The sequence below is a fragment of the Polynucleobacter sp. es-EL-1 genome (assembly GCF_018687975.1).
Classification (GTDB): Bacteria; Pseudomonadota; Gammaproteobacteria; order Burkholderiales; family Burkholderiaceae; genus Polynucleobacter.
In genome coordinates this window covers 1,642,494-1,659,151 of record NZ_CP061310.1, presented here as the reverse complement: position 1 = coordinate 1,659,151, position 16,658 = coordinate 1,642,494, and the positions used below count along the sequence as shown (strand labels likewise).

At 44.3% G+C, this 16,658-nt stretch carries 17 protein-coding genes and 1 pseudogene; 10 read left to right on the top strand and 8 right to left on the bottom strand.

Features of this window, described 5'->3' with window-relative positions:
• The first annotated feature begins 61 nt into the window (after window positions 1–61).
• Window positions 62–418: a hypothetical protein gene (locus FD974_RS08450; RefSeq protein ID WP_215364231.1), complete on the top strand. Its 357-nt coding sequence runs from the start codon at window positions 62–64 to the stop codon at window positions 416–418.
• A gap of 27 nt (window positions 419–445) precedes the next feature.
• Here FD974_RS08450 and FD974_RS08445 read toward each other — a convergent pair whose 3' ends face one another.
• Together FD974_RS08445 and FD974_RS08440 are read right to left on the bottom strand one after the other, a co-directional pair.
• Window positions 446–649, bottom strand: a complete 204-nt coding sequence (locus FD974_RS08445; RefSeq protein ID WP_215364230.1) for a hypothetical protein — start codon at window positions 647–649, stop codon at window positions 446–448.
• 368 nt (window positions 650–1,017) lie between these two features.
• Window positions 1,018–1,863 carry a DUF5672 family protein gene (locus FD974_RS08440; RefSeq protein ID WP_215364229.1) on the bottom strand — a complete coding sequence of 282 codons (846 nt, stop codon included), beginning with the start codon at window positions 1,861–1,863 and terminating at the stop codon, window positions 1,018–1,020.
• A 765-nt stretch (window positions 1,864–2,628) separates the two neighbouring features.
• Here FD974_RS08440 and FD974_RS09835 point away from each other — a divergent pair.
• Both FD974_RS09835 and FD974_RS08435 read left to right on the top strand, forming a co-directional pair.
• Window positions 2,629–3,141 (top strand): annotated as a pseudogene (locus FD974_RS09835) (tetratricopeptide repeat protein); the annotation flags it as partial.
• A gap of 108 nt (window positions 3,142–3,249) precedes the next feature.
• Window positions 3,250–4,524 carry a hypothetical protein gene (locus tag FD974_RS08435; RefSeq protein WP_251374578.1) on the top strand — a complete coding sequence of 425 codons (1,275 nt, stop codon included), beginning with the start codon at window positions 3,250–3,252 and terminating at the stop codon, window positions 4,522–4,524.
• On the opposite strand, the gene moaC is transcribed toward FD974_RS08435, so the two are convergent.
• Window positions 4,521–4,997, bottom strand: coding sequence for a cyclic pyranopterin monophosphate synthase MoaC (gene moaC / locus FD974_RS08430; protein WP_215364227.1), 477 nt, complete (start codon window positions 4,995–4,997; stop codon window positions 4,521–4,523). The two genes, FD974_RS08435 and moaC, sit on opposite strands and share 4 nt — an antisense overlap.
• A 95-nt stretch (window positions 4,998–5,092) precedes the next feature.
• Between moaC and FD974_RS08425 the strand changes: the two genes are divergently transcribed.
• Entirely contained in the window at window positions 5,093–6,730 is a 1,638-nt protein-coding gene (locus FD974_RS08425) for a M48 family metalloprotease (RefSeq protein WP_215364224.1), read from the top strand.
• A gap of 4 nt (window positions 6,731–6,734) precedes the next feature.
• Here the strand turns inward: FD974_RS08425 and FD974_RS08420 are convergent, their stop codons facing one another.
• From FD974_RS08420 to FD974_RS08400, 5 genes are read right to left on the bottom strand one after another with little or no spacing between them, the layout of a single operon-like run.
• Window positions 6,735–7,316: a DUF2946 family protein gene (locus FD974_RS08420; RefSeq protein WP_215364223.1), complete on the bottom strand. Its 582-nt coding sequence runs from the start codon at window positions 7,314–7,316 to the stop codon at window positions 6,735–6,737.
• A gap of 24 nt (window positions 7,317–7,340) precedes the next feature.
• Window positions 7,341–7,775 (bottom strand): nuclear transport factor 2 family protein, encoded by a 435-nt coding sequence (locus tag FD974_RS08415; protein WP_215364222.1) that lies wholly within the window; start codon window positions 7,773–7,775, stop codon window positions 7,341–7,343.
• Window positions 7,776–7,809: 34 nt separating this feature from the next.
• On the bottom strand, window positions 7,810–8,847 hold the full coding sequence (waaF, locus tag FD974_RS08410) for a lipopolysaccharide heptosyltransferase II (RefSeq protein WP_215364221.1): 1,038 nt from the start codon (window positions 8,845–8,847) through the stop codon (window positions 7,810–7,812).
• Window positions 8,848–8,893: 46 nt separating this feature from the next.
• Window positions 8,894–9,082, bottom strand: a complete 189-nt coding sequence (locus FD974_RS08405) for a zinc-finger domain-containing protein (protein ID WP_215364220.1) — start codon at window positions 9,080–9,082, stop codon at window positions 8,894–8,896.
• 14 nt (window positions 9,083–9,096) lie between these two features.
• A complete protein-coding gene (locus FD974_RS08400; protein WP_215364219.1) occupies window positions 9,097–10,020 on the bottom strand; it encodes a branched-chain amino acid transaminase in 924 nt (307 codons plus the stop codon).
• 198 nt (window positions 10,021–10,218) lie between these two features.
• Between FD974_RS08400 and FD974_RS08395 the strand changes: the two genes are divergently transcribed.
• The 6 genes from FD974_RS08395 to FD974_RS08370 all read left to right on the top strand — a co-directional run bounded on the left by FD974_RS08395 (window position 10,219) and on the right by FD974_RS08370 (window position 16,658).
• Window positions 10,219–11,430 (top strand): phosphoglycerate kinase, encoded by a 1,212-nt coding sequence (locus tag FD974_RS08395; protein WP_215364218.1) that lies wholly within the window; start codon window positions 10,219–10,221, stop codon window positions 11,428–11,430.
• A gap of 2 nt (window positions 11,431–11,432) precedes the next feature.
• Window positions 11,433–12,869 carry a pyruvate kinase gene (gene pyk / locus FD974_RS08390; RefSeq protein ID WP_215364217.1) on the top strand — a complete coding sequence of 479 codons (1,437 nt, stop codon included), beginning with the start codon at window positions 11,433–11,435 and terminating at the stop codon, window positions 12,867–12,869.
• 49 nt (window positions 12,870–12,918) lie between these two features.
• Complete coding sequence (gene fba, locus FD974_RS08385) at window positions 12,919–13,983, top strand: class II fructose-bisphosphate aldolase (protein ID WP_215295790.1); 1,065 nt, start codon at window positions 12,919–12,921, stop codon at window positions 13,981–13,983.
• Between the two features lie 7 nt (window positions 13,984–13,990).
• Window positions 13,991–14,887: a phosphoribosylaminoimidazolesuccinocarboxamide synthase gene (locus FD974_RS08380; RefSeq protein ID WP_215364216.1), complete on the top strand. Its 897-nt coding sequence runs from the start codon at window positions 13,991–13,993 to the stop codon at window positions 14,885–14,887.
• 87 nt (window positions 14,888–14,974) lie between these two features.
• Window positions 14,975–15,469, top strand: a complete 495-nt coding sequence (gene purE / locus FD974_RS08375) for a 5-(carboxyamino)imidazole ribonucleotide mutase (protein WP_215364214.1) — start codon at window positions 14,975–14,977, stop codon at window positions 15,467–15,469.
• Window positions 15,470–15,473: 4 nt separating this feature from the next.
• Window positions 15,474–16,658, top strand: coding sequence for a 5-(carboxyamino)imidazole ribonucleotide synthase (locus FD974_RS08370; RefSeq protein ID WP_215364213.1), 1,185 nt, complete (start codon window positions 15,474–15,476; stop codon window positions 16,656–16,658).

The window sequence follows — 16,658 nt, the reverse complement described above, 5'->3', positions numbered from 1 at the left end:
CCCGTAAGAGGGCCTTTTTTATTAGTCTAAAATGAATCGACTTTAATTAAAGAGGTATTCAATGGTTTTTGATATCAGTACAGCTCTGACATGGATTCTGTTTCTCGCCATGTTCCCTATCGCGTTTTACTGGTATCGCCATGCTTGGAGAGTCTTCATTAAGAAGGACTATTCAGATGTGGCAGTGAAGGGTGGTAAGTCACCTCAGAACCCCAGAAAATTCGCTCCATTTGTCGGTATTCTGAATTTGCTGGGTGGCCTGATTTTGACCTATGACATTATTGGGGTCGTTTTTATGGGTCTACCCTATGAGACCTGGTCAGCCATTGCCGGTTCTACTATTTGGATGAAGATTATTTTTGACTTTATTATTCGTCGCCATGCTCATATGGAGCCTTGGGGAAGAAAGAAAAAATAAGCTTGCAATCCAGGGGTCGAGGTACCCCTATTTTTTCTTAGTAATTTGATATTTGCTTTTAAAAGCTTCTTTACCAAGAATGAGGTAATTTAAGGCCGTGCTGAGGATTAAGGCAAGCACAATGGCCGCAAACAAACTAATGGCATCTATAAAGTACAGAATTGTCATGCTGATGCCAACACCAATACTAGCTAAGATTGAAATACCGTTTGTGCTGAGTTTGCCTGCCATATTTTTCTCCAAAATTATTGAGTAATTTTCTATTCACCACTTTTAGCGCAAGACTTCTCTAAGAGCTTTATATTACCCAACACCATATCAAAACTAAGAGCTTAAGGCATTTATTTTTGAAGTAGAACAGTTTAGGTGACGGAAATACTCTAGTTAAGCAAACTCAAATATATGTATAAAGAGTCAACCTAGGAAATCTCTTGGGCAATACTAACCTTGGAAAGAATGGTATGCAAGTTAGAGATAGCACATTCTCTCAGCGGCCTCTTGCCTAGCTCTTTAGAGTGCGCCAACAAAGCAGTTTAACTTTTATATAAGTTATGAATTTTATAGAGTTATCTCGGTATATTTGCTAGCTTAAGGGCTTATTAATTTATAGGAACAACATTATTTCGAACAATAAAGTCAAGAAGATTGCTGTTAGGATTTCTTTTCTTATCCCATAAAAGAGCCTTGTACAAATTATCATTCTTTGAAAAATTGATTAAGCAGCTACGAAATAGATCAATCATTCCCTGTTGGATGCAGTTAGCAAAGAATTCAATAATAAATTGGGGGTGAGCTGCTCGTAAAAAAATTTCTCGATTAACAGAAAGCAATACATCTTCGCTCAAGAAAAAAGGGAAATTATGGACACCATGAAACCCAAATGAAATATTCCTTTGTGGGGCATTTTGATAGGAAAATTGAGCAGCAGTATCAATGGGAGCAAAAATAGTCCCATGATTTTCTAGAATTTTTTTAGCATGCGTGCAAATTATCTGGTCTTCAGCAGGCTCATCAGCGCTGATTTCTAGGATTTCAGATTTTAATTTTAATGTTAGCTCTAGTAGGCGACGTGAGCGAAGGCTAAAGCCGCCATTTCCAATCCATATCTCTCCATTAGGAAGATAAATTGGAGCTCCAACATAGTCATAGTTGAGAAAATTAGCAATCCAGGATTCGGGGTGCGTAGAAAAACCATCCCATTGAAATATTAAAATGTAATCTTCCCTGATGTATTCCATCAAACCAAAAAGCACAATATCACTATATTCTTTTGCCGAATTTATCTTTGGAATTTTGATATTCGTAGCCTGGGAATCGATTGCGCTATCTGATAGAAAGTAAATTTGATTTATAAAATCAAGTTTTGAAATATGCTCAATTGCTAGTAAGGGCATTTTTTTATCTTGATAAGTATCAATGATTACAGCACCAATATTTCTTTTCATAATTTCTCTATAGCGCGAGATGAATTTTTAATGGTTCAAATTACTTAATATATTAAAAAAAGCAATAATTTTAAGGATTTATGGAGATTAGGTAATTGCCAAAAATTACAAGATCGGAAATTTTTCCACATATTTTTTGCAGCAGATGTTTATTTTAGTTGCTAATTTGATCCTTTCTGGCAATAGCTAGAATTAATTGCATTAAAAATTCTATAAATGCTCTTTTGCGATATTTTCGTGCACAGAAAAAAATGTTTCTTAGCCCTCATTTAATCGGAACTTGGCCATTTAGAGTATCACCAATACTTTTTCGAGATCCATGTCGATTATTTCTTTATGCATTTTTTGAAAACAAAAAAGACCATATTTCTGCTGACTTTATTAATTGATCGCACTCATTTTATTGTAGATATGAGACGAGCTATGTAGGGGTGTCATATGTGGGTGCGGTCGAATTGGGCGATAAAATAACTCCAGTGGAGATAATGAATTCAAAAAATTACTAGCGCAAAAATTATTTCTTTTCTACCCACCTTATGGTTTGGAGGGAATGGAAAAATGATCGAAATTGAATGAATTGCCATGTATTATCTAAGTTCAATTTATTGCTAAGGACCTTTATTCAAGAGAGTTACTTTTTGAGAATTAGCAGAATTTAAACTTGTTTGATTAACCTTTACTTGTAACCACGTATCAGAGTCGGCCAACGAAAAGGATTTCAGAATTCTTTCCTCCTTGGTCTGTTAAGGATAAAACATTAGAGCTATGACCAACTTTGAGCTAGCAAAAAAGTTTTTTTTAGATGGCTGTGTTTTTTTAGAGCAAGAAGATTTTTCTCAAGCAGAGCTTATGTTCATAAAGTCGCTTGAGCTAATTCCTGATAGAGCTTCAACTCTAACAAATCTATCGGTTGCGCAGTTAAAACTAAAGAAATACTCAGAAGCTAGAGTTACTGCGCAAAAAGCAATCTCAGTAGAAGTTGATAACAGTGAAGCATATCTAAATTTAGGTCTAATAGAGAAGGAATTAAATAATTTTGAGGGCGCCCTTAGACTTTTTGATAAAGCCATAGATCTAAGATCCAATTATCATGAGGCATTTTCCAATAAGGGCAATGTATTAAATGAGCTCAAACGCTATTCTGAGGCGATTGCTCAATTTGATAGAGCGATTAGCTTAAAGCCTGACTATGCTGAAGCTTGGTCTAACAAAGGAGCGACTCTTTATGAGCTCAAACGCTATTCTGAGGCCATTAGCCACTTTAATAGGGCTCTGAGCTTAAATCCCAATATCAATTGGGTGCCTGGTGATTTGCTGTATGCTAAAACCAAAATATGTAGCTGGTCAGGGCTATTAGACTCTTTCGAGTCCGCATCTAAAAAGGTGTTGGAAAATGAAAAAGTTTCTCAACCATTTACCCTGCTTGCTTTAAGTGATAATCCTGAGTTGCAAAAAAAATCTGCTGAAATTTATTTTCAAAATAAATACCCAGTTAACCCTATTTTAGGTCCAATCATTAAGCGTCCACGGAATAAAAAAATTCGAGTTGCTTACTTTTCAGCAGATTTTCATGATCATGCTACTGGACATTTAATAGCAGAGCTCTTTGAGCTACATGATAGGTGTCAATTCGAATTAGTCGGATTTTCATTTGGTCCGATATCAAATGATGGTATGCGTCTGCGACTAAAAAAGGCATTTGATAATTTTATTGAGGTGGGCAATAAATCAGACATTGAAATTGCTCGATTAAGTAGAGACTTAGAGGTCGATATAGCCATTGATTTGAAGGGCTTCACTAAAGACTCAAGAACCGGAGTATTTTCATATCGGGCAGCACCCATTCAAGTGAATTATCTTGGTTACCCTGGCACAATGGGGGCCGAGTACATTGATTACATTATTGCTGATAAAACGCTCATTCCTACAGAGTTTCAGTCAGGTTATTCTGAGAAAGTAATTTATTTGCCTAATAGTTATCAGGTTAACGATAGAAGGCGTTCGATTTCGAATAAAAAATTTTCAAGACAGGATCTTGGGTTGCCTGAAAATAATTTTGTTTTCTGTTGCTTCAATAATAATTACAAAATATTGCCCCCAACATTTGCGAGTTGGATGCGTTTATTAAAAGCTATTCCTCGAAGTGTTTTATGGCTATTCCAAGACAATCCAAGGGCATCTGAAAATCTTTTGGAAGAAGCTACGCAACATGGAGTTGATGCAAGTAGACTGATTTTTGCTGAACGCATGCCGCTAGCAGAGCACTTGGCTCGCCATCGTCATGCTGATATATTTCTAGATACATTTCCTTGTAATGCCCACACTACTGCTAGCGATGCTCTATGGGCTGGGTTGCCAGTACTAACTTTGATGGGGGAGTCTTTCGCTAGTCGTGTTGCGGCAAGTCTGTTGCATGCAATTGGGTTACCAGAGCTTATTACTTCCACCCAAGGTGAGTATGAGGCCTTAGCGATTGAGTTAGCTAAGAACCCAAAGAGACTTGCAGACATTAAAGCAAAGTTAGCAAATAATCGCATGAGCTCTCCCTTATTCAATACCCCACTTTTTACTAGAAATCTTGAAACTGCTTACATAAAAATGTATGAACGATATCAAGCGGATTTACAGCCAGACCATATAACTATTGAAGGCGGCCTCTAGGATATCTTCCACTCTCCAGACTTTCCACCATTCTTCTCTAAAAGCTTCACATCGCCCATGACCATGCCACGGTCTACTGCTTTGCACATGTCATAAATAGTGAGGAGGGCGACTTGGACTGCAGTGAGGGCTTCCATTTCAACCCCAGTGGGGCCAGTGGTTTCAGCTCTGACTTGGCAGTGAATACTGCTGGTTTTCTCATCTAAAGCAAATTGAAGGCTGACGTGAGTCAGGGCAAGCGGGTGACATAGGGGAATGAGATCGGAAGTCTTTTTGGAGGCCTGGATGCCCGCTATTCTGGCAATACCCAGCACATCCCCCTTTTTATGGCTACCTTCTTCAACCATTTTGAAGGTGCTGGGAAGCATCGTAATCTTGCCGGCGGCAATGGCAATACGGTGGGTATGGGCTTTATCGCCTACATCAACCATATGGGCTTGGCCGGCGCTATCAAAATGAGTTAGTTTGTTCATGGGATAAGTTTTACCATATAGGGATGAGGGAAAGAAAGACATCTAATAAATTGCCTATTTTTAGGCGAATATTGGCTTGCCAATTGATTCTAGCAATGGGCTGTCAAAGTGTAGTGGCTGCTGGCACGGCCAGCGTAACGCCTGCTGGGGATGTCTCGGTTCAGGGCGAGTCTGCCGCTTTGCAAAATTTAGGTAGGGCTGTTCAATCGCCAGATGCACGCTCAGCTAATTTACCCACTCGCAATGCGCCCCCGATTCAGCCTACTTTTATCTTGCCCGATATGGGGGACCCTGGTGGCGACACATTAAGTCGTATGGATGAGAAAAAGTATGGCGAGATGATCATGCGCCAGATACGTCCAGATCCTGATTATTCCAATGATTTGCCCATCTATGATTTTTTAAATCAAATGGAGCGACGTCTTTTGCAAGCTGCCAAGAAGTTGCAGCTCGGTGGCGCCAATGAGCAGGGTAGCGGTGCCTATAACTTTGAAGTATTTGCCGTCAAAGACAGCAGTATTAATGCGTTTGCTCTGCCTGGAGGATTTATTGGCTTTCATACTGGCTTATTAGTCAGTGCTGAATCTGACTCGGAAGTCGCATCAGTAATGGGGCATGAGACTGGCCATGTACTACAACGCCATCTAGCTCGTCAGATGGATAAGCAAACCACCAATACGATGATTGCTTTGGCTGGTATTTTGTTGGGAGCCTTGGCTGCCTCCCGCAATCCTGGAGCTGCATCAGGCCTGATGCAGGGTGGGCAAGCAGTAGCTGTGAATAATCAACTCTCTTACTCTAGAGATGCAGAGCGTGAGGCCGATCGTATTGGCTTTCAGATTTTGGCTGCTAGTGGTTATGACGTCAACGGCGCGCCGGGGTTTTTTCAGCGCTTACAAAAAGCCACTGGCATTATGGACAACGGCGTTCCTGCTTATGTTCGCACTCACCCATTAACCACAGACCGGATTGCAGATATGCAAGATCGGGCGCGCAATGAGCCAAATCGGAATGTCTCTACAGCGGTAGAGTTTTATTTCATTAAGGCACGCGCTCGCATGGAGCAGTCTGGCAGTTCAAGTGGCATGTACGACCTTAAAAATACTTTTGAGAGTCTGAGCAAGCAAGCCAATCCTGGTAAGCAGATGGAGGGCTATTACGGTTTAGCACTCATTGCACAAAAGCAAGGGCGCATTGATCAGGCTGTTGGCTATCTTGCGCAAGCCCGTAATCTTGCTAATAGTGCCAGTGCGCCTGGATCACCCATTATTAGACAAAGTCTGTCTTTAGACATCACTTCTTCTGAGTTGGCTCTGGCTAAGGGCAAGAATGAAGAGGCGCTCCAGATTGCCCAAGCCACTCTGAAGGCTTTTCCTCAGTCGTATGCTGCTGGAGCCGCCATGATGAATGCCTATCTGAAGTTGGGGCGCACCAAGGATGCGATTACTTGGTTAAAAGCCCGCACAAGAGCGCAGCCCAATGAGGTCGTTTGGTGGACGCTGTTATCGAATGCTTATGACCAATCTAAAAATGTAGCAATGCGGCATTACGCCTTAGGTGAGAAATATGCGCTTGAAGGTGCTTGGCCTGCGGCAATTGAGCAGTTAAAAATTGCCAGAGCCTCTGGTGCTGCCGATTTCTATCAAGGTTCAAGTATCGACGCGCGTCTACGAGAAATGCAAAAACAATATCGGGAAGAGCTCAAAGAGCAGGGCAAAGATATTCCTAGCTAATCAATTAGCTAGGAGTCTTGACGAAATGATAGCAACTACTTAATTGAGATGAGGTGATGGGATCAATTGGTAACTTTTTGTCGCCCCACTTCCAGCCACCTCTATAGCTACAGGCATCCTCCTCTATAGCTGATTGCTCTGAAAAAGGTGTCAAGTCATGATCATGCAATAAAGCCACTGAAATAGCTTGATCATCTGCAACTGTCCCAACAATATAAATATTGCCTGCTTCATCGCTCAGAGCGCCATGGGGATCCAGCAAGCTGCCACACTGCGTTACCAGAGTAAAAGCGTTTGGGTAATTCGAAGTGGGCTGCATGCGGACAACCCAAGGACAACTATCTAAAGTGACAAACACTTTTTGCGGACCATTTTGAAAATAATATCTGCCCAAAGCGTCATGAGTGTAATTTCGAGAAATATATTCTTTGAGGCCAGTGTGCTCAATCGGCGTCCCGGGTAAGTGATGTAATTGCGCGTATTCATTTCTCATGCGCCATTGGCCCCGTCGATCTAATACTAACCAGCCAAAACAATCAGGGACATCTGGCCACTTCAGTATTGAGCGAATTACTTGCTCATCCATGATCAGATATCTTTGCTATTGTTTTTAATGAAGGCCGTGGGGTGTAGATGGCGCGTCAAACGTATCTTCAGTGGAATGACTGGCATGTAAGTGCGCGATACGCCAACCTTGGTTATCTTGTAATAAAACCAGGGTGATATTGAGAAAGAATTCGGCTTCAATCTGATCGGCCCGCAGATGCACTGCTTCAGTTGTGTCATAGATTGCAGCACCCAAAACGGAATGGCTAATACAGGCAATGGGTTCTAAAAATAGAGCCTGTTTGGCTAGTAGGCGCTCTAATCCTGCCCGAATTTCTGCATGGCCGCTCAGGCGTTGGCCTTCAGGAAGCACACAAGTAATCGAGTCATCATCAAGCCAGATAGCTAGCGCACCTTTGACATCACGATGCCTAAGAGCATCTCGCCAAGCATCCACTACATCATCTGCATTTTGAAAAAGTCTGGCAAGTTTGGTCATGGCGTACTTTCTGATGAATAACAATGCGACAAATTTAATGGAGTGCTTGTACTGAATCTAACACCATCTTTGGTGAGATATCGTTTAGACATTTGAGGTGCCCTAATGGGCATTCTCTTTTATGGCAGGGACTGCAGGGTAAATTGAGGTAAAGCACTTTGGCTTTGTTCGATAGAGGTGGGGTGTGCTGCGGATCGCTTGAGCCAAATATGGCCACTTGTGGAATCTTGAGCGCAGCAGCAATATGCATCAGACCAGAGTCATTACTGATTAATGCTTTACAAATGCCGATGAGGGCAATGGCCTCATCCAAAGAGGTATCACCACACCAGTTATGAATCTGAGACAGATTGCCCGCTTCAAGCGAGATATTCTGAGCAAGCGCATGGTCACTCTTGCTGCCCAGCAGAATAATCTGTGCTGATGGTTCGGTGCTCAGTAATGATTGCGCAAGCTTGGCAAAATGATGGGGAGGCCAGCGTTTAGTGACGCCATACTCTGCACCAGGACAAAATATATACATGGATGCTGGATCAATCGACACCTGCTTTAATTTATTGCTTACAAGCGTACTTGCTTGGGGAGAAATATGCAGTCTTGGCTCGATCGGTGTATGGGTATTGGGTATTGCTTTGCGATCAAGCGCCGTACTTAAGGCGAGATAGTGCTCAGCCATGGGAGGTCGATTGACTTTGCTAGGATTATCAAGAGCACAATTAATGAGGCCGTAGCGCATTTCACCGCGATAAGCAATTCTGACGGGGATGTTGGCAAGCCAAGGAATGAGTGCAGACTTGAGGCTATTGGGTAGCACAAAGCAGGCGTCGTACTGTTTGGCCTGTAGTTGCTTTGCTAGATGTTTACGTAAACTCCATTGCAACTGTTTGTGTACTAGATTTGCCTCAATCACTTCACCAACTTCTGTGCAAGCTCGATAGATAGGCGCTACCCAAGGCGTTGCTAGAACATCGATATCGGATTGGGGGTAGAGCGTTTTGAGTTTGGCTAACAACGGCTCAGACATGACAGCATCGCCAATCCAATTCGGTGCGATGATCAGAATACGGTTCATGTGCGGTATCCCGATTCAGCACCTCCTCTCAGAGGTGCTGATTGGTTTAATGCCCGTGAGGTTCAGTACCGGGGATCAGCTTGTATTCTGTGCCGCAATAGGGGCATTTAGCTTCCCCTGTTTTAGCAACATCTAAAAATACGCGCGGATGTGAGTTCCAGTTGGGGGTGTTGTTGGTTGGACAATGCAAAGGAAGATCCTTGCCATCGATCATCACCACTTGAGCTTCACTCATTCTCTGATTTCCTGTTACTTAACGTAGGTCAGCCAAGACTTGTACTTATCACTTCTGCCATAGACGGCATCAAAGTAGGTCTTTTGAATCTTCTCGGTAATGGGGCCACGTTTACCGTCACCAATGGTGCGGTCATCTAATTCCCGAATAGGGGTGACTTCAGCTGCCGTACCGGTAAAAAATGCTTCATCCGCAGAGTAGATCTCATCACGGGTTATGCGCTTCTCACGTAACTCATAGCCAAGATCTTTGGCGATTTGTATGATCGAGTTTCGGGTAATGCCATCCAAGCAAGATGCCAGATCTGGCGTGTAAATAATTCCGTTGTTAACAATGAAAATATTTTCGCCAGAACCCTCGGAAACATAACCTTCTGTATCGAGGAGTAAAGCCTCATCGTAACCATTGGCAGTAACCTCTTGGTTGGCCAAAATGGAGTTGATGTAGTAGCCAGAGGCTTTAGCGCGCACCAACGAAGAATTAACAAAATGACGGGTAAATGAGGAGGTTTTAACCCGAATTCCCTTATTAATGCCATCTTCCCCTAAATAAGCACCCCATTCCCATGCAGCGATAGCGGTATGGATGCTGTTGCCCTTGGGGGAGATACCCAGTTTTTGGGAGCCAATAAAGATAATGGGGCGGATGTAGCAAGATTCGAGCTTATTGCTATTAACTACCTCAATAATCCCCTGGGTGATTTGCTCGGGGCTATACGGCATATTCATTTGGAATATCTTGGTGCCGTTAAAAAGGCGCTTTACGTGCTCAGGAAGGCGGAAAATCGCGGTGCCTTGGGGTGTTTTATAGGCTCGGATGCCCTCAAAAACGCCCATTCCGTAGTGCAGACTGTGGGTTAGCACATGAATATTGGCCTCGCGCCAGGGAATCAGCTTCCCATCGGACCAAATAAAGCCATCGCGGTCAGACATCGACATTTTCTCTACCTTTTATTTCTGATAAATCCAGTTAATCGGGGCGCTAGGTCATCGGCTATAGCCGATGAGCCAAAATTGCGTCAAGGCCTTTATTGTAGAGCAGGCTGGGCAATTTGAGGCTCTCATTCCTTGGGTGTAGGCAGCCCAGAGGATTTAGAATGGAGCATTCCCTATAAACCACCAAATTTACCTATTGCCATGCCGGAATCTCTATTTAAAGTTAAGCGTCTTAGTGAGTTAGCTGCCGCAGGTCTATTGAAGGGAAAGCGAGTATTGATTCGCGCTGACCTGAATGTTCCCCAAGATGATGTGGGCAATATTACTGAGGACACCCGCATTAGAGCTTCTATGCCGGCAGTGCAAATGTGTTTAGATGCGGGTGCGGCAGTGATGGTGACCTCCCATTTAGGGAGACCTACCGAAGGCGAGTTTAAGCCTGAAGATAGTTTGGCTCCGGTAGCCGATCGCATTGCTAGTCTTCTCAATCGCAAGGTGCCCTTGATTAGTGATTGGGTTGATGGTGGCTTTGAAGTCAATCCTGGCGAGTTGGTACTTCTGGAGAACTGCCGTCTAAATGTGGGCGAGAAAAAGAACAATGATGAGCTGGCCAAGAAAATTGCTGCTTTGTGCGATGTCTATGTCAACGATGCTTTTGGAACAGCGCATCGCGCCGAAGCCACCACTCATGGCGTAGCAAAATTCGCACCCATTGCTTGCGCTGGTCCTTTGATGGCGGCAGAGTTAGATGCCTTAAGTCGTGCTCTAGCAAGCCCAAAACGCCCATTAGTTGCGATCGTGGCGGGATCAAAAGTGTCATCCAAGTTGACTATCCTGAAGGCTTTATCTGAAAAGGTGGATGAACTCATTGTGGGTGGCGGCATCGCCAATACTTTTATGTTGGCAAAGGGTTTGCCAATTGGTAAATCGTTAGCAGAGCCTGATTTAGTCAATGAGGCTAAAGAAATTATGGACCTCATGGAAAAGCGCGGTGCGCATGTTCCGATTCCTGAGGATGTGGTCGTAGCCAATGAGTTGTCGCCATTGGCGCGTGCCAATCGCGTGCCCGCTGACCAAGTTGCAGAAGATGACATGATTTTAGATATCGGGCCTAAGACTGCGGCGCGCTTATCGATCATGTTGGCTCATGCGGGAACCATTGTTTGGAATGGCCCGTTGGGTGTTTTTGAGATTGATCAGTTTGGTGGTGGTACAAAAATGTTAGCCGCTGCAATTGCACACTCTCCTGCTTTCTCGATTGCAGGTGGTGGCGACACTTTAGCGGCGATTGCTAAATACGGTATTGAAAATCAAGTGGATTACATATCAACTGGCGGTGGCGCCTTCTTAGAATTTTTAGAAGGCAAAACTTTGCCAGCCTTTGCTGTACTTGCTGAGAGAGCGAAAGACTAAACATGTTAAGAGCGACTAAGATTATTGCCACACTGGGACCTGCTTCTGAGAAGCCAGAAGTATTGCGGGACATGATTCGTGCAGGTGTGGATGTAGTGAGGATGAACTTCTCTCATGGCACCGTGGCAGATCACAAAGCTCGACACGATTTAGTGCGCGCTATTTCAGCGGAATTGGGTAAAGAGGTTGGCATCATGGCCGACTTACAAGGTCCCAAAATCCGCGTGGGTAAATTTGCAGATAGCAAAATTTTGCTTAAAGAAGGTGAGTCATTTATTTTGGATGTGGCCTGTGAGTTAGGCAACCAAGAGCGAGTGGGCCTAGATTACAAAGAGTTGCCACAGGATGTCAAGCCAGGTGACCGCCTTTTACTCAATGATGGTTTGGTAGTGCTGCGCGTGGAAAGCGTTAAGGGTGGTGAGATTTTTACTCGCGTTGATCAAGGTGGGCCTCTATCAAATAATAAGGGCATCAATCGTGCTGGTGGTGGCTTAACTGCCCCCGCGCTCACTGAAAAAGATATTGCTGATTTGGATGCGGCAATTGCGATGGGTGTGGATTTCTTGGCGATTAGCTTTCCAAAAGATGGCGCAGATATGGCTTATGCGCGTAAGCTTGCTGATGCTGCTAGCGCTAAATATGGTGTTGGTAAGGTGCGCACTATCGCCAAGGTAGAGCGTGCTGAAGCCATTGAGAATGAGGCTTTAAGAAGCATCATTGCTGAGAGTGACGGCATTATGGTTGCTCGTGGCGACCTAGCAATTGAAGTTGGTAATGCCGCTGTTCCTGCAATGCAAAAGCGCATGATCAAGTGGGCATTAGAGGCTGATAAATTTACTATCACCGCCACTCAAATGATGGAGTCAATGATCAATGCTCCGGTACCTACGCGTGCTGAAGTGAGTGACGTGGCTAATGCGGTGTTAGATGGAACAGATGCGGTAATGCTCTCTGCCGAATCTGCGGCAGGTATGTACCCAGTTCAAACCATTAAAGCAATGGCTGAGATTTGTGTTGAAGCGGAAAAATCAGATCGAGTCAAACTGGATACAGATTTCTTGGATCAAACTTTTGCCCGGATTGATCAGACGATTGCCTTGGGTGCTTTATTTACAGCGCATCATCTCAATGCCAATGCTATTGCAGCCTTGACAGATTCTGGTTCAACTCCCATTTGGATGAGCCGCCATAATATTCATCTGCCTATTTTTGCCCTGACCTCGAAGATTTCGACGCAACGCGCTCTGAGCACCTATCGCAATGTGTTCCCAATTGGCCTGAATTACACCAAAGAGCGCGATACCGCTTTGCAAGAAGTAGAGGATTGCTTGAAAAAAATAGGCGCCGTGAAAAAAGGGGATGTTGTTGTCCTGACTTCGGGTGAGCCTATGGGCGAGCCTGGTGGCACCAATTCACTCAAGATTATTCAGGTGAAGTAATTCATCCCTATTTAAAACTATCTACTATCAAATTTATTAAGAGATCAATATGGCTTTAGTATCTTTACGACAACTTTTAGATCATGCCGCAGAAAACGGTTATGGTTTGCCAGCATTTAATGTGAATAACTTAGAGCAAGTTACTGCCATCATGGAAGCTGCTAATGAAGCAGATTCTCCAGTCATCATGCAGGCATCTGCAGGGGCGCGCAAGTATGCTGGTGAAGCATTCTTACGCCATTTAATTTCTGCTGCAGTTGAGGCTTATCCCCATATCCCAGTCGTGATGCACCAAGACCATGGTCAAAGTCCTGCGGTTTGTATGGCCGCTATCAAGAGTGGCTTTACGAGCGTCATGATGGATGGGTCTTTGGAGGCTGATGGTAAATCGGTTGCCAGCTATGAATACAACGTTGATGTTTCACGAGAGGTGGTGAAGTTCTCCCACTCAATCGGAGTGACTGTTGAGGCTGAATTGGGTGTTTTAGGTTCGCTCGAAACAATGCAAGGCGACAAGGAAGATGGTCATGGTGCTGATGGCAAGATGACACGTGAGCAGTTGTTAACCGATGTGGAGCAAGCAGCCGATTTTGTTAAGGCAACGCAATGTGATGCTTTGGCAATTGCTATTGGCACAAGTCATGGCGCTTACAAGTTCACCAAGAAGCCGACGGGCGATATTTTGGCCATTGATCGTATTAAAGAAATTCATGCGCGCATTCCAAATACCCATTTAGTGATGCATGGCTCCTCTAGCGTTCCCCAGGAATTGCTCGCAGAGATTCGGGAGTTTGGCGGCGATATGAAAGAAACTTATGGTGTACCTGTTGAAGAAATTCAGGAAGGCATTAAAAATGGGGTGCGCAAGATTAATATTGATACGGATATCCGTCTTGCTATGACTGGTGCTATTCGCCGTTATCTGTTTGAGAACCCTAGTAAATTTGATCCGCGTGATTATTTAAAGCCAGCGCGTGAAGCCGCTAAAAAAGTTTGCATTGCACGTTTCCAAGCTTTTGGTAGCGCAGGTCAAGCATCCAAAATTAAACCGATTCCATTAGAGAAGATGGCAGAGTTATACAAGAGCGGTAAATTAGCTCAGATTGTGAAGTGAGATAAAAATGCCTGCTTTGTATGCCACTTCTATTAAGTCACTCCCTTTGCTATCAAAGGGAAAAGTGCGTGATGTCTATGCCTTGGGCGATGACAAGCTCTTGATGGTGACTACTGATCGCTTGTCTGCTTTTGATGTGGTGATGGGTCAACCAATTCCAGAAAAGGGAATCGTCCTTAATCAAATGGCTAATTTTTGGTTTGATAAGTTGGCAGGCGTTATCCCAAATCACTTAACGGGAATTGACCCGGCATCGGTTGTTCCTGCTGACGAGCTTGATCAAGTTAAGGGACGTGCAGTTGTTGCTAAACGCCTGAAGCCTATCTTGGTCGAAGCGGTTGTGCGTGGCTATTTGGCGGGTAGTGGTTGGAAAGACTACAAAGAAACGGGCAAGGTTTGTGGTATTGCTTTGCCTGAGGGTCTTGAAAATGCACAAAAGTTGCCTGAGCCTATTTTTACCCCCGCTGCTAAGGCGGAGGTTGGTGAGCATGACGAGAATATCTCTTTTGAAAAAGTGATCGATATGATTGGTGAGAAATTAGCCAATCAAATTCGTGAGGTGAGTATTCGTTTATATAAAGAGGCCTCCGAATATGCTGCTACCCGTGGAATCATTATTGCGGATACCAAGTTTGAGTTTGGCCTTGATGATGCCGGTCAATTGGTATTGATGGATGAGATTTTGACGGCTGACTCTTCCCGTTTTTGGCCTGCAGAAACCTATTATGTAGGCTCCAATCCACCTTCCTATGACAAGCAGTTTGTCCGTGATTGGCTAGAAACGGCGATGGTGGATGGCAAGTTGTGGCCAAAAACTGCGCCAGCACCTGCTTTGCCAGCCGATGTGATTGATAAGACTGCCCAGAAGTACCGTGAGGCCTTAGCTCGCCTTACTAAGGCCTAATTTCCAAGGCCCTTAAAAAGGCTGGGATAATAGGGCCTTAGAGGTTAAATCTAAGATTAACCACACCTAGGGTATTTGGAGAGCTAGATGAGTAAGAAGCCTATAGTCGGAATAGTGATGGGTTCCAATTCAGATTGGGACACCATGCAGCATGCCGCTCAAATGTTGGAGCAGTTTGGCATTGCACATGAGGCTAAGGTGCTATCAGCACATCGCATGCCTGACGATATGTTTGCTTATGCAGAAAAAGCACAGGCTAATGGCTTGCAAGCGATTATTGCGGGTGCTGGTGGCGCAGCCCATTTGCCAGGCATGCTTGCCTCCAAGACAATTGTCCCTGTCTTTGGTGTACCAGTTGCTAGTAAGTATTTGCGTGGCGAAGATTCTTTGCATTCGATTGTCCAGATGCCCAAGGGCATTCCAGTGGCAACATTTGCGATTGGTGAGGCAGGTGCAGCAAACGCTGCCTTACATGTGATTGCAAACTTAGCAGTCAATAATCCTGCCTTAGCAAAGCAATTGGAAGAGTTTCGTACGAAACAATCTGATGCTGCGCGCTCTATGAATTTGCCGGGATATTAAATCGATGTCAGATTACTTAGGGCCTGTATTGCCTGGCTCGTATTTAGGAATTTTAGGTGGCGGTCAATTGGGGCGTATGTTTACTCAAGCTGCGCAAGCAATGGGATACAAGGTCTGTGTTTTGGATCCTGCCAGCGATAGTCCAGCAGGATCAATCGCAGAAAAGTTTATACAGGCTGACTATACCGATTCAGCGGCTTTAAAAGAGATGGCTGCTCTATGTCAATCCGTGAGTACCGAGTTTGAAAATGTCCCAGCGCAAGCCCTAGACGAGCTCGAGTCCTTGGGTGCATTTGTGGCACCAAGAAGTAGTTGTGTTTCTTTAGCGCAAAACCGCGTTGCTGAAAAAAACTTTTTAGCAACCTGGAAAGCGGAAACCAATATCGGCCCAGCCCCATATTGTGTGATTGAGCGGGAGGCTGATGTTCCCCATGCGCCAAGCGATCTCTTCCCGGGAATACTGAAGACTGCTCGAATGGGTTATGACGGCAAAGGGCAGATTACTGTTTACGAGATAGCTGATTTAGCTGCAGCATGGGCTGAATTGGGTAAGGTACCTTGCGTCCTTGAAAAACGCATGGACTTAGATTTTGAAGTATCTGCTTTGGTAGTTCGTGGCTATGATGATGCCGTGGTGGCTTATCCTGTTTCTCAAAATATCCATCGCGATGGAATTTTGCATACCTCTACAGTGCCTGCCCCTTCATTGAAGCCGCCTCAGGAGAAGAAAATCATTGAAGCAGCCAAAGCGCTGATTCGTAAGATTGATTATGTCGGTGTTTTATGTGTTGAATTTTTTGTCCTTAAGAGTGGCGATATTGTGGCAAATGAGATTGCCCCTCGTCCGCACAATTCTGGGCACTACACCATGGATGCCTGTGTAAGCAGTCAATTTGAGCAGCAGGTCAGAAGCATGGCACGTTTGCCTTTAGGTGACACGCGTTTACTAGCCCCGGTATCCATGTTGAATTTATTGGGTGATTTATGGTTTGAAGGAAGTGAAGATCAGGCTAGAGAGCCAGCATGGAATCAAGTGCTATCTCACCCGGATGCTAAATTGCATCTATACGGTAAATCTGATCCACGCATTGGTCGCAAGATGGGTCATATCAATTGTCTGGGTGAATCACTGAATCAGGCGCGCCAAAATTGTGCTGCTGTAGCCGTTGAATTAGGGATCGAGCCCTAG

Coding starts and splice junctions, on each gene's coding strand:
- FD974_RS08450 (WP_215364231.1), top strand. CDS start 62: ATGGTTTTTGATATCAGTACAGCTCTGACATGGATTCTGTTTCTCGCC.
- FD974_RS08445 (WP_215364230.1), bottom strand. CDS start 649: ATGGCAGGCAAACTCAGCACAAACGGTATTTCAATCTTAGCTAGTATT.
- FD974_RS08440 (WP_215364229.1), bottom strand. CDS start 1,863: ATGAAAAGAAATATTGGTGCTGTAATCATTGATACTTATCAAGATAAA.
- moaC (WP_215364227.1), bottom strand. CDS start 4,997: ATGAACAAACTAACTCATTTTGATAGCGCCGGCCAAGCCCATATGGTT.
- FD974_RS08425 (WP_215364224.1), top strand. CDS start 5,093: ATGGGCTGTCAAAGTGTAGTGGCTGCTGGCACGGCCAGCGTAACGCCT.
- FD974_RS08420 (WP_215364223.1), bottom strand. CDS start 7,316: ATGGATGAGCAAGTAATTCGCTCAATACTGAAGTGGCCAGATGTCCCT.
- FD974_RS08415 (WP_215364222.1), bottom strand. CDS start 7,775: ATGACCAAACTTGCCAGACTTTTTCAAAATGCAGATGATGTAGTGGAT.
- waaF (WP_215364221.1), bottom strand. CDS start 8,847: ATGAACCGTATTCTGATCATCGCACCGAATTGGATTGGCGATGCTGTC.
- FD974_RS08405 (WP_215364220.1), bottom strand. CDS start 9,082: ATGAGTGAAGCTCAAGTGGTGATGATCGATGGCAAGGATCTTCCTTTG.
- FD974_RS08400 (WP_215364219.1), bottom strand. CDS start 10,020: ATGTCGATGTCTGACCGCGATGGCTTTATTTGGTCCGATGGGAAGCTG.
- FD974_RS08395 (WP_215364218.1), top strand. CDS start 10,219: ATGCCGGAATCTCTATTTAAAGTTAAGCGTCTTAGTGAGTTAGCTGCC.
- pyk (WP_215364217.1), top strand. CDS start 11,433: ATGTTAAGAGCGACTAAGATTATTGCCACACTGGGACCTGCTTCTGAG.
- fba (WP_215295790.1), top strand. CDS start 12,919: ATGGCTTTAGTATCTTTACGACAACTTTTAGATCATGCCGCAGAAAAC.
- FD974_RS08380 (WP_215364216.1), top strand. CDS start 13,991: ATGCCTGCTTTGTATGCCACTTCTATTAAGTCACTCCCTTTGCTATCA.
- purE (WP_215364214.1), top strand. CDS start 14,975: ATGAGTAAGAAGCCTATAGTCGGAATAGTGATGGGTTCCAATTCAGAT.
- FD974_RS08370 (WP_215364213.1), top strand. CDS start 15,474: ATGTCAGATTACTTAGGGCCTGTATTGCCTGGCTCGTATTTAGGAATT.